12 protein-coding genes are annotated in these 12,749 nt (G+C 58.6%); all 12 read right to left on the reverse strand.

The genetic code is table 11. From position 1 onward, the window contains the following. Positions 1 to 15 precede the first annotated feature (15 nt). The gene (locus AC1DEL_RS06230) at positions 16 to 891 is read right to left on the reverse strand and encodes a glycosyltransferase family 2 protein (RefSeq protein WP_477109798.1); all 876 of its coding nucleotides are present in this window, start codon (positions 889 to 891) and stop codon (positions 16 to 18) included. Positions 892 to 908: 17 nt separating this feature from the next. Next, entirely contained in the window at positions 909 to 1,847 is a 939-nt protein-coding gene (locus AC1DEL_RS06235) for an NAD-dependent epimerase/dehydratase family protein (RefSeq protein WP_477109797.1), read from the reverse strand. A gap of 40 nt (positions 1,848 to 1,887) precedes the next feature. Continuing rightward, positions 1,888 to 3,267 (reverse strand): glycosyltransferase family 4 protein, encoded by a 1,380-nt coding sequence (locus tag AC1DEL_RS06240; protein ID WP_477125450.1) that lies wholly within the window; start codon positions 3,265 to 3,267, stop codon positions 1,888 to 1,890. Between the two features lie 74 nt (positions 3,268 to 3,341). Continuing rightward, complete coding sequence (locus AC1DEL_RS06245; RefSeq protein ID WP_477125449.1) at positions 3,342 to 4,334, reverse strand: glycosyltransferase family 2 protein; 993 nt, start codon at positions 4,332 to 4,334, stop codon at positions 3,342 to 3,344. Then, complete coding sequence (locus tag AC1DEL_RS06250; protein WP_477125448.1) at positions 4,331 to 5,215, reverse strand: alpha-1,2-fucosyltransferase; 885 nt, start codon at positions 5,213 to 5,215, stop codon at positions 4,331 to 4,333. The genes AC1DEL_RS06245 and AC1DEL_RS06250 overlap by 4 nt, the downstream gene beginning before the upstream one ends. 20 nt (positions 5,216 to 5,235) lie before the next feature. Beyond that, positions 5,236 to 6,186 (reverse strand): class I SAM-dependent methyltransferase, encoded by a 951-nt coding sequence (locus tag AC1DEL_RS06255; RefSeq protein ID WP_477125447.1) that lies wholly within the window; start codon positions 6,184 to 6,186, stop codon positions 5,236 to 5,238. Positions 6,187 to 6,228: 42 nt separating this feature from the next. Next, complete coding sequence (locus AC1DEL_RS06260) at positions 6,229 to 6,972, reverse strand: FkbM family methyltransferase (RefSeq protein ID WP_477125446.1); 744 nt, start codon at positions 6,970 to 6,972, stop codon at positions 6,229 to 6,231. A 13-nt stretch (positions 6,973 to 6,985) separates the two neighbouring features. Next, positions 6,986 to 8,308, reverse strand: coding sequence for an ABC transporter ATP-binding protein (locus tag AC1DEL_RS06265; RefSeq protein WP_441645166.1), 1,323 nt, complete (start codon positions 8,306 to 8,308; stop codon positions 6,986 to 6,988). A gap of 3 nt (positions 8,309 to 8,311) precedes the next feature. Next, positions 8,312 to 9,187, reverse strand: coding sequence for an ABC transporter permease (locus AC1DEL_RS06270; RefSeq protein ID WP_441645165.1), 876 nt, complete (start codon positions 9,185 to 9,187; stop codon positions 8,312 to 8,314). 26 nt (positions 9,188 to 9,213) lie between these two features. Further along, positions 9,214 to 10,146, reverse strand: a complete 933-nt coding sequence (gene fcl, locus AC1DEL_RS06275; protein ID WP_441645164.1) for a GDP-L-fucose synthase — start codon at positions 10,144 to 10,146, stop codon at positions 9,214 to 9,216. Positions 10,147 to 10,154: 8 nt separating this feature from the next. Further along, a complete protein-coding gene (gene gmd, locus AC1DEL_RS06280; protein ID WP_477109795.1) occupies positions 10,155 to 11,285 on the reverse strand; it encodes a GDP-mannose 4,6-dehydratase in 1,131 nt (376 codons plus the stop codon). Between the two features lie 19 nt (positions 11,286 to 11,304). Further along, on the reverse strand, positions 11,305 to 12,720 hold the full coding sequence (locus AC1DEL_RS06285) for a mannose-1-phosphate guanylyltransferase/mannose-6-phosphate isomerase (RefSeq protein WP_477109794.1): 1,416 nt from the start codon (positions 12,718 to 12,720) through the stop codon (positions 11,305 to 11,307). Positions 12,721 to 12,749: the final 29 nt, after the last annotated feature.

The raw sequence follows: 12,749 nt of genomic DNA on the forward strand, positions 1-12,749 counted from the left end.
CGCTGACTGTAAAGCCTATCGCTTGCCGCCGGGCGTCGCGCACCGCTCCAGACTGCTGCGAAGCGTGGCAACCACTTCCAATGGCGCGTGTTCCGACATGCGCATGAAGTAAAGACGGCCGGCAAACGGCAACGCAGCCAGCAAATCTACCGCAACACGCGCGCCAGTCAGTGCCAGCGCGCCTGCTGCATACGAGATCTGCCGTTGCCCCATGAAGTACTTCAGTTGCGCCCCCAGCAACGACCGACGGGCCAACAACGTCTTGCGTAAATTGAAATAGCCTTGCCTGTAGCCAAGTAATACGTCCTCGAGACACGCAAAGCGGCTTTCGCGATGACTGCGCAGTAGCAACTCCTGGTCCTCTGCGCGCATGACCTCCGGCAAGCCGTAGCGAAAGCGCGTAAACCACTCGCGACGACCCATCCAGCCGGGATGCGGCAAGGGAATACCTCGCCACGGCCGCACGCACATTGCCTCGTGCGTGCCCGCGAACGGCAGAAGGCCAAGCACCTCCCCGTCTGTACGGAACGCCACTGCCCGACATCCCACTAGGTCGATGTGGGGATGTGCTTCAAGGAAAGCCACCTGGCGCGCCAGCCGCTCCGGGAAACTCACGTCATCGGCGTCCATCCGCGCGATATAACGGCCTTGCGCCAATTCAATCCCCATGTTCAAGCGACGCGCCAAGCCCAATCTGCGCCTGTCTCGAATAACACGCACTCGCGGATCGGAGAAGGACTGCGCAATATCAACCGTATCGTCGTCCGAGCCGTCATCGAGCACCAGGATCTCGAAATCCGAAAACGTTTGCCCGCACAGCGAGCGCAAAGCCAAGCCCAGCGTCTGCCCGGCATTGAAGGCTGGAAGAAGGATGGATATCGTTGGTCCCATGGCTCAGCTCCACTCCCTCATTGCCGCCGCGCCACGTCGCTGGAAATGGCGTCCCACATTGCCGACAGGCCTTGCTGGAAGTCAACGTCCGGCACCCACCCTGTGCACGCCTGCAGCTTGCTGCTATCCAGCACATTTGCCGATACATCGAACTGCCGCGCCGGCTCGTGGCGAATCCGCATCGGCAAGTTGCTGGCCGCAGCCAACGGCTCGATCCCTCGCATTACTTCAAGGTTGTTTCTACCCACACCCGAGCCCAGGTTGTAAATTTCCCCTACAGCTCCGCTGTCGAGGACGGCCATGATGCCGCGTGCGACATCGGCGACATGGATATAGTCGCGAATCGTGCCGCAATCGCCAAATATAGTGACATCCTGCTGACTCAAAATCGCGCCCATTGCCGTCGCAATGAACCCCTGTCCCGTGAATGGCTGCTGCCCCACCCCGTAAGCGTTCGCGGGTCGCACAATGCTGATTGGAGCGCCATGCAGCCGATGGAACATAAGCGAATACTTTTCCTGCGTGAGCTTCGTGATGCCGTAAGGCGAGACCGGGTTGGTCAGGCTGGATTCCACGATAGGCAGTGTGGACGCGTGGCCATAGACTGTGCCGCCCGAAGATACCATGACCATCTTGCGCAACGGCAACTGGCATGCGGCTTCCAGCAAGCCGACTGTAGGGGGAAGATTGGCGAGGATGTCGAAGACAGGATCCGCATAACTCGTTTTCGGCACGGTCGCGTACGCAAGGTCGATAACTTCGTGCGCGTCCGCGAGTTGGGCACTCCAGTCCACCTCTCCTTGGCCAACCGACACATAGCGAGCCGCCTCGGGCAAGTGAACAGGCCGCGTCGGCCGTCGGCCGAGCACGCTCACCTCACGCCCAGACGCCAAGAGTTCGCGGACGAGCCAAGTGCCGATAAAGCCGGCGCCACCAATCACACAACAACGCATCATCGATTCACCTTCATTACTTTCACGCTCACAACCGCGTTCCTTACGTCACAGACCGCTCAGCGGTGCTATCCAGGCGATGCTCCGCTTCAGATCCACGCAGAATAGACTCGTACCGCTCCGCGATGCGGGCCCATGTGAACTGCTTCATCCATTGTTCGCGCGCCACGCGGCCAACTTCCGACAACGCCTCCGGCTCGTCCATCAATCGCTTCATCTCCGCCGCGAACTGCTGCGGATCGGCGCGCGTATATCCCCGCTCGTCCTTCGGCGCGGGGCAGATGAAACCGCCGCCCGTCCATCGCGCAATCTCTTCCGCATTCCCCACCGGCACTGAGAGAAAGGGGGTGCCGCCTGCGGTGGCTTCAAATAGCACCAGCGGTGAGTACTCGATATTCGAGGCGAACACGAACAGATCTGCATTCATGTACGCCTGGACCAGTTCCTGGCGTCCAAGGTCAACCTTGAGCACGTACTTGTTTGCCTGCCCGCCGGCACGCTCCGTCCAGTAGCCAATAGGGTCCGCAGATTTGCGCCAGTTTCGCGGTACCCACTGCAAACGTCCAATATCTTCCAGTTGCGCCACAGCCAATGCGGAGATGCGTGACCTTACGCCAGGCAAACCTTCCCGCCGCAACACACTGATCGACCGCCAAGCCAAGCCCGCCACCCGCCGAATTCGGCGACCGATGAAGGCGAGTACTCGCTTGGTGCCGCTGCTCTCAACGAACTGGGCTCCGGCACGAGGCCCTTCCGTGATCATCACGGCGGGAGCAGGTGGCGGATTGCCGTTCAGGATTAGTGTGACATGTCTGCGATCGCTGCGAAGTCGGGCAAACGCTTCAGCAATTTCTTTGTGCCCTTTCACGCCCGTCATGCTGCCAACCGTGAGAAAAACAAAACTTTCCTCAGGAATGCCATGGCGCCGGCGGAAATCCGGATCCTTTGGCACAAGAAACTCGATCTCACTTGCCCCATTTGGCAGGATGGTGCACGGCGCGAGACGATGTTCACGCGCGAAATCGATGTCGCGATATCGCTCCGCGTAGAAGATCAGATGGTCGAACTGCCTGAGTACGTCGGGCAGCGCCTTGAAGTATTCGGTATAGGATGGCTCATAGAGGCCCGAAAAACCGCAGGGTATAAATACTTTGCGCACACGGATCTGGTCCAGTACTGGCCAGAGCGCGTCAAAAGTCCACTGCTGGGCGGCCTTGATCATGATCGCATCACCGTCGAAGGCGGTCACGAACTCGAGATAGCGTTCCACCTCCCCGTGAATGCCACGCACCGTGTTGCCCGTAATGCCGAACTCCACGATCTTCACGCCCTTGTGAGCCGAAAAGTTCCGCTCCGCCAACCGCGTAGTGGCGACCGTGACGTCATGCCCCTGCATGACGAGTCGCTCAGCAATCTGGCGCATGACCTCTTGCACCCCGCCTACGCTCGGAAAATAGAATTCGCAGCAGAACAGTAATCGCATTCCTCGCCCCCCGCTCAGCGTGGCAAAACGCCGAGTTGCCGACCGATTGCGCGCAACTTGCGCGCAATCGGTCGAGCCCAATGCATGTTGTGCTTGTGCATCAAGTATTGGTGGCGCAAGCTCTCAATGCGCGATGCCAGGCGGCGGGGTACATCGGAATGGGGCGACTCGCTCGCCAGTCTTTCCCCGGCGGCATGCACCGCTTGGCACATACGTTCGATATCGGGATGCGGGGACAATCGATGCAGGGCGGAATGCGTGAGGGCAGCCACGTCCAGAACTTCCACTGGGGGCTCCTTGTAACCCAGCACCGCAGCAAGATTCTCCGCGCAGATCAGCACCAGACGCTCTAGAAAAGGATTTGGTCCCGTGCGCGACATGCTAGCGGCTACTTCGCGATATACCAGCAACCGCTCCGGCAGATTGGCCACGCGTGTGTGCCGCGCCATGCGCGACCAAAGCTCATAATCTTCCGGCGGCTGTCGGGCAGGATCGGTGGTATATCCTCCTACCGCCTCGATCGCCGACTTGCGCACCATTACCGAACTATGCACGAACGGATTGTTGAACAGGAGTTCAAAGCTCAAGGCGCCATGGTCAATCGGATGATCGTGCGTGCGATTAGTGGGCGCGTCACCGACCCAGATCTCGGCCGCGGAACCGAGCAGGCCATGTTCTGGATGGCGCTCGAGAAATTCCACCTGTCGGGCAAAGCGCTCGGGATGCGAAAGATCATCCTGATCCTGCCTCGCGATATAACGACCACGCGCTAGCCCGATGCCCCGATTCAATGTGCCGGCCAGTCCTATGTTGCCCTGATGAAACAGGCGAATCCGCGGATCTCGCATAGATTCAAGCACGTCAGCCGAGTTGTCCTTCGAGCCATCATTGATCAGGATAAGCTCAAAGTCGTCGCACGTTTGCGTCAGGATACTGCCGACGGCTCTTTCAACATCCGCCGCCCCGTTATAGACGGGCAAGACCACGCTGATGAGAGGTGTCGTCATAGTCGACTCCAAGAAGCCGGAATCAGATCGCTCGTATCGTGCGACGCCCCGCTGAACCAGCGTTCGGGTGCCACGACGATTTTATTCGCATGGGGATTGAGCCACGCACCCCACCAACTGAATGAGCTGTTGGCAATGATGTGGTGACGGCACGCTTTCATCAGCGCCATATCCCAGGCACCGTGGTCGGCATCATTCACATCGACAAGCGTCGCGGCATGGTCGAGCCGGAAGTTCTGACTGACCCATGCATGGTCGTCGGAAAAAACAAAGAAATGCGGTACATCGATGCGTTCTGCCACGTGATCGACCGCTGCCCGGTAATAGTCGAGCGAGCAGACGCCATGATACTGGGCAGTTTGTGCGTTGCTGACATAATCGCCGCGACGGATATGCAAGGACACCGCATTGCTGCCTGCTGCACCGATTTGCCGCGCCAGCGCCGCATTGACATCATTCACGGGAGCCTTCAACGAGAACTCCTGTCGCAGCAGATCCGCGATGCCGCTGAAGTAGCGCTCGCTCTGCCAATAGCCATCCAGATACGCTGGCGCGCCCGCATACTCCAGACGTTCGTCATAGGCATACGTGGCTTCTCGTATTACGTTGGCTGGGCGCCGCACACCGAGGAATTTCATCGCCCGGTCAGCCAGCGAATGTGGCCGCGATGTAACGCCCGCTTGCGCGAGTTCTTCCTCGGAGGCGACGGTGGCCCAGATGGCCAGCTCGCCGAGCTCATAGCGTCGCAGATCATAGTGCTCGAACCCCGATGCATCGAGCGAAAGCGGCACGTCCAGTCGATGGGCGAGTGCGCGCCCCGTAGCATACTGGAACATCTGATTGCCGAGGCCACCTATCAGTTTGGTAATGATTTTCGACATGACGATGAACTGTAATCCGACTAAGCGATGGGAAGCTTTCGCGCTTCGACCATATAACCAACTGTAAACTGCTCGATTAGGCAGTCATTCTCTGCTTGGCTCAGTAGCCTTGGCAGCCAGTCCATCAGCACATAGGACTGCGCCGGCGTCACCCCGTTTTGCAGTTCGGTCAGTGTCCGCCCGGCACGATGTACCTCCTGGGCCACGTGGCGCAGCAATCCGCCCAGCGGCTTAATTTCAACGATCTCGCAACCAAAGTCGGCGAGGTAACGCTCGTAGAAATATGGCGAAAATCCGCCATAGAAATGATAGGGCTCCTGATGGATGCCACTGCCCAGCGGTGCTGTCAATAGCAGGCGCCCGCCGGAGGTCGTGACCCGGACAAGTTCACGCAATGCACTAATGGGATCAGGTACATGCTCCAGTACCTCCGTACAGAGCACCACATCGAACACCCCTGTATCAACCGGGATATTCGTGATGTCGCAGACGTAATCGATGGCGCCGTAGTCCCAAGTTTCCCGCAGCGGTCCGTCCACGCTACCTTGGTACTGTGCGAAATCTTGCGCCTTGTAAGCCGTATGCGCGAATAACGGTTTGTAGCGGCACTGGCCTGCCCCGGCGTCCAGCACGCGCGCGCCCGTCGGCATCTCTGCGGCTTTCCTCGCGACCCAATCATCGCGCCAGTACGCCGAAAAATTGATGAGTTGGTCCATGTCCTCCCGCGCGGCCGCGCGATTACCGGGATCGCCAAGCACGCCTTGCAACAGCGCTTGCGCCTGCCCGGCGTCATCGGAAGCGAGTTGCTGGCCCACCGAAGCAGCAAGGCCCGGTTGAGCCTTCACCAAAGTCGCCAAGAGCGGTACAACATCTTCCGGCTGCATCCGGACACCGCGTTCCGCGGAATACGTGACTGCCTTCAACAGCAATCGCTGCACGGATGCAGCCATTTTGGACATCATTTTCTTCATCTTCCTTCATCCCGACGCCAACGCATTGAATAACGACGGCAGTCAATTGCCCTTCCACCGCGCCCGATCGACGAACAGCGTGTTGATATAGGTATCTGCGTAGGCGAAATAGCCCTGCGCGGCAAGATAGTCGCCAATTTCCGGGATCTTCTCTTCCTCGCGGGTTTCACTGAATGTCAATGTTTCCACGCAAATCACGGCTGGCCTGAACCGCTTTAGGTCAAGGCTCTTGACAATCTCAATGTCCAGACCTTCCACGTCGACAGACACAAAATCAGGCGATGACGCACCGAAATGGGTCTCGATGACCGTGTTGATGCTGACGACCGGCACCTCGATAATCTTCTCGACACGATGTAAGCCCGTGCCCTCGTACCTGGCCGCTTCCGCACTTGAAAACGTGTTCAAGGTTCGCGTAGACATTACATGAAACGGCAACGCCGACACGCTCCCCTCACCAATCCCGACATTGAGGTTAACGTCTTCAGGACGCTCCACAAGGAACGCGTCGAACAGATCCGGATCCGGCTCGACATTTACGCCACGGCAACCCTGGGTGTAAAAGAAATGTGTATTGCTGAGCCGAGTGGGATGGTGAGCACCGATATCGAGATAGCTTGGCATGTCGATGCCAATGGCCCGAAAGACGAAGTCGACAATCATGTCCTCGCCGGCTTGCGCGAAGGAGCGGCGTCCTTCGCTGATATGGTCGCGTACTTCGCCCGCAAGCGCAGGGTTCGTATTTGACTCTCTACCGCGAAGTGTTCCCAGGATTTTTCTAAACATGCGTACGGCGCCCTCAGAGCTTGTGACAATCCCATTTCAAACGCGGCCGGGAAACACCCGGGAGTCCGCCGGTCCAGCCATGGCGGCGCGGATCGATCAACCCCGGCTCGTAGACCTCGAAACGCAACGCGTTCTCCAACGCAAAATGCAGCGGATTCTCAAGCTCGTAGCTGCTTAGGGCGGGCATGAGATTAAAGCGGCCCGTATTGAACTGAAAGGGATCGATATGACAGACCACTTCATACTCACCAGCCATATTTGGCGGCGTGGCTTCTGGGAATGCAATGAACACGCGCCCTCCAGACTCATCGTAGAAGTGGAAGTTGGGAACAACCCTATACGGCACATCCTTGTTGACGCGATATCGCAATGCAATGCTGAACGGCTTGTCGATGTCGAGGTGGGCGGTTTCCTTGCCGTCGTGATCCCGAATGCCGCCCCCCAGACACGTCACGTAGTCCGCGCAATCGATCTGCACATTGATATCGGGGTCCGGAAACTGGAATTGTGCCTTATGCCAAGCCCCTGTCTCCGTTTCATCAGCGAGGGTGCGAACGTACGCTGTGGCGGCATCCTCGACAGGCGAAAACGAAACAACCTCGCCCTTCTTCAAATACAACGCCTTCTCGCACATCGACTTCACCGCGGCCATGCTATGACTGACGAACAGCACAGTGCGGCCAGATCCGGTCAGTTCGCGCATCCTATCCATGCACCGCTTCTGGAAAGCCTGATCGCCCACGGACAGGACCTCGTCAACGATCAAGATATCCGGATCCAGCCACGCGGATACTGAAAACGCGAGCCGGACATACATGCCGCTCGAATAGTACTTCACTGGCGTATCGATAAATTTCTCGACGCCCGAGAAACCCACAATCTGGTCGAACTTACGCAGGATCTCGGCCCGCGGCATCCCGAGGATGGCGCCATTCAGAAAGATATTCTCCCTGCCGGTCAATTCCGGGTGGAACCCTGTACCGACCTCGAGCAGGCTGGAAACCTTACCGCGAATGGTGACCTGTCCTCGAGTCGGTTCGGTGATGCGGCTCAGGATCTTCAGCAGCGTGGATTTTCCCGCCCCATTCCCGCCGATCACGGCAATGCGCTCGCCTTCCTTGATTTCGAAGGAGACGTCACGCAGCGCCCAGAATTCTTCTGTGGTTGTCGATTCGCCTTCATCCATCACGGCATTGCGCGCATGTCCGGCGCCAAATGGAAGCACTCTTGCAAGCTTACGGCCCAAGGCCTCTCGAATCGAGCGAGGCTGATTGCCAACCAGATGGTTAATCAGATACTTCTTTGAAAGGTCTTCTACCTTGATTGCAGCTGTCATGGTTCAGATCACATCCGCAAAACTGGCTTCGGCTTTTCGAAAATAGCGAATCCCGGTGAAAGTCAGCAACACTCCCGCGAACGCGGCTATTACAACGCTCGGCCAGTAAAGCTGTGTATCCCCGCCAAGAATACTCCAACGGAAACCGGCAATGATTCCCACCATCGGGTTGAGCGAATACAACAGACGCCACTTCTCGGGAATCAGCTCCGCGGAGTAGCCGACCGGTGAAACATAGATGCCTAGTTGCAGGAAAAACGGAATGAGGTGACGGAAATCCCGATACCGCACGTTCAGGGCTGCGGCCCAAAGTCCTAGTCCCATCGAGAATGTGGCCGCCAGAACAACGAAGAACGGAAGGAATAGCATATGCCAGTCGGGCCAGTGCCCGAACCAGAGCATAAGGCCGACCAGCAGAACCCCGGAAATCGTGAAGTCGACCAGACTGACCAGCATCGTGCTGAACGGCACGATCAGGCGTGGAAAATAAACTTTCGATAGTAGCTGGGCATTAGTTACCAGACTATTACTACAATCTGTCAGGGAACTCGAAAAGAAATACCATGGCAGCATGCCCGCGAACACCACAAGCGAGTATGGAATCGGCCCCGACGACAAACCCGCGATCTTGCCAAAGACCACGGTAAAGACCAGCATTGTCAGCAACGGGCGAATCAAGACCCAACCCGCGCCGATGAGCGTCTGCTTGTAGCGGACCAGAATGTCGCGCCACGCGAGGAAGTAAAGCAACTCGCGATGCATGAAGAAATCCGTCCAATAGTCTTTTGCAGACCGGCCATTGGCCAGGACGGTTATGTTGTCGCTCGCACTCATCCAATTTCCCACAAACTGCAGTCCATCCCTTCGGCGCAGGGTCATGAAACATTTTTCCCTGAGCCAAAAGGCTATTTGTTGTAGTGATCCAGGAACCACTGATAGGTGGCTGCTACCCCGTCTTTTAGTTCAATGCGCGCACGCCAGCCCAACGAGCTGAGGCGATCTGTATTCATCAGCTTACGTGGCGTGCCATCTGGCTTGCCAAGGTCCTGAACAATACGTCCTTGGTATCCCGTCACGTTCCGGATGATTTCGCCCAGCTCGCGAATTGTCACATCAGCCCCAACCCCAACGTTGACGATGCCCTCGTCCGAGTATTGCTGCATTAAAAATGTCAGTGCATCGCCCAGGTCGTCGGCGTGCATGAACTCGCGGCGAGGCGTGCCCGTCCCCCACATCACCACCTCTTCGTCTCCGGCCGCCTTCGCTTCGTGGAACTTACGCAGCAGCGCAGGAAGCACGTGAGAGTTTTGCAGATCAAAGTTGTCGCCGGGCCCGTAAAGATTCGTCGGCATTGCCGAGATTGCATCGAACCCATACTGGCGCCGATAGGCTTGGCACATCTTGATGCCGGCGATCTTGGCCACTGCGTACCACTCGTTCGTGGGCTCCAGCTCGCCGGTCAGCAGACAGCTCTCCGGCATCGGCTGCGGCGCGAACTTCGGGTAGATGCAAGACGAGCCGAGAAACAGCAGCTTGGTGGCGCCGTGCTGCCAAGCCGAATGGATGACGTTGGTCTGGATAGCGAGGTTGTCGCGGATGAACTCGGCCGGATAGGCGTTGTTGGCATGAATACCTCCAACCTTGGCCGCGGCCAGGAACACATACTCTGGACGTTCCGCAGCGAAGAAAGCATCGACGGCAGCCTGGTCGGTCAAGTCGAGTTCCGCGTGAGTACGGAACAGCAGGTTGTCGTAGCCGGAGGCGCGCAGCCGCCGCACGATCGCCGAGCCCGCCAAGCCGCGATGGCCGGCAACATAGATCTTGTCGTGAGCTTGCATGGCCGTCTTCACTCGTGATAATTGAATGCCTTGAAGCCGGCTTCCTTGACGAGGCTGTCGCGCCGCGCCAGATCGAAATCGGCGGCCACCATTTCGCTGACCAGTTCGGCGAAGGTGGTGCGCGGCGTCCAGCCGAGCTTTTGGCGCGCCTTGGTGGGGTCACCGAGCAGCGTTTCAACTTCCGACGGACGGAAGTAGCGCGGATCCACGCGCACGACGGTCTCTCCCGCAGCGACCCTGATCCCGGCGGCGGTTGCCTTTTGCGCGTCCACGCTGTCCACAATACCCACTTCGTCTACGCCCTCGCCTTCGAAGCGCATGACGATGCCAAGCTCAGCGGCGGCCACGCGCACGAAGTCACGCACCGAGTACTGCACACCGGTGGCGATGACGAAGTCTTCGGGATTTTCCTGCTGCAGCATCATCCACTGCATTTCTACATAGTCGCGCGCGTGGCCCCAGTCGCGCAGGCTGTTCAGGTTGCCAAGGTAGAGGCAGTCCTGCAGCCCCAGCGCGATACGGCTGATGGCGCGCGTGATCTTGCGGGTGACGAACGTCTCGCCGCGCAGCGGCGACTCATGGTTGAATAGGATGCCGTTGCACGCGTACATGCCGTACGACTCGCGGTAATTCACCGTGATCCAGTAGCCATAGAGCTTGGCCACGGCATAGGGCGAGCGCGGGTAAAACGGCGTGGTTTCCTTCTGCGGTATCTCCTGCACCAGACCGTAGAGTTCCGATGTGGATGCCTGGTAGAAACGCGTCTTCTTCTCGAGGCCCAGAATACGGATCGCTTCCAGCAGGCGCAGGGTCCCAAGCGCATCGCTGTTGGCGGTGTACTCCGGGCTATCGAACGATACGGCCACGTGCGACTGCGCGCCAAGATTGTACAGTTCGTCCGGCTGTACTTGCTGGATGATGCGGATCAGGTTCGTGGAATCCGTCAGATCGCCGTAATGGAGGATGAAATTCCGCTGATCGATGTGCGGGTCCTGATACAGATGATCGATGCGGTCGGTATTGAACAGCGAGGCGCGGCGCTTAATGCCATGCACCTCGTAGCCTTTCTCGAGCAGCAGTTCTGCGAGGTAGGCGCCGTCCTGACCGGTGATGCCTGTAATAAGGGCGACCTTCTTCATTGCGTATCCTGTATTGTCTTTAAGCGCGGCCGTAAGAATCCTCGAAGCGGACGATGTCGTCCTCCTCCAGGTAGTCCCCGCACTGAACTTCAATCATGACGAGCGGCAGTTTGCCGGGATTCTCGAGCCGATGACGGTTGCCGGCCGGAATATAGGTGGATTCGTTGGTGTTGACCAGCAATTCCCGTTCACCGTTGATCACCTTGGCCATGCCGCTCACGACGATCCAATGCTCGCTGCGGTGATAGTGCATCTGTAGCGACAGCGAAGCACCGGGCTTCACCTCGATCCGCTTGATCTTGAAGCGGGAACCGCCCTCAAGCACGGTATACGTGCCCCATGGGCGGTGCACCTTACGGTGGATGCGGCTGGCGGCATGGCCTTGGGAATTAAGTTGCCGGACGATTTCCTTGACGTCCTGCGCACGCGTCTTGTCCACGATCAGCAAGGCGTCGGCAGTGTCCACGACGATGAGGTCGGTGGCACCCACGAGGCTGACCAGACGGTCCTCGCTGCGCACATAGCAATTCGACGAATCGTGCAGCAGCGCCTCCCCCTCCACGCGGTTGCCGCAGTCGTCTGCGCTGGACAGGTCGCTGATGGCGCTCCAAGAGCCCACGTCGCTCCAGCCGATCTCGCAGGGCACGACTGCCACGGACGAAGATTTCTCCATCAGCGCGTAGTCGATCGAAATGTTCGGCACCTGTTCGAACGCCACGGCGTCCAACGTTCGCTGGATCAGGTGTTCGCCGCGTAGCTGCTTCGACCGGTTCATGCATTCGCGCACCGCGTGCAGGACGTCCGGGGCATGGGCTTCCAATTCCTTCAGCGCGGTCCCGACGGTAAAGCAGAAGATGCCGGCGTTCCAGTAATAGTGACCGCTGGCGCAATATTCCACGGCCTTTTCGTGAGATGGCTTTTCTACAAAGCGGCGCACGGCGGACCCATCGGCCTCGATATAGCCATAGCCGGTTTCAGGCCCGTCGGGATGGATGCCGAGCGTGACTAGTGCACCTTTCGCGGCCAGCGCGCGCGCGCTGGCAATCGCAACGCCGAACGCTTCCTGGTCGCGAATGACATGGTCGGCGGCCAGGATCAGCAGGATTGCATCGTCGCCATGGCGCTCCGCCACGTCGAGCGCGGCGGCAGCGATCGCCGCCGCTGTGTTGCGTCCGAACGGCTCAAGAATGTAGGACGTCGCCACGCCCTGCGCGTTAACCTCGCGGTACTCGTCCTCCGTCTTGAAAAACAGGTCGCGGTTCGTCACCGTGAGAACCTCGGCGACATCCGGCAACGCGGTGGCCCGCAGAAATGTCTTCTGCAGCAGGCTCTGCGCGTCCGAAAGCCGAATGAACGGCTTGGGGTGCAGCTCGCGCGATACCGGCCAGAGTCGCGTACCGGCTCCGCCCGAAAGAATCACAGGAACAAATGTCATAGCAATCGCCGACTTCGGCTTCCCGATAA

This window comes from Cupriavidus sp. 10L43_2 (assembly GCF_056395265.1).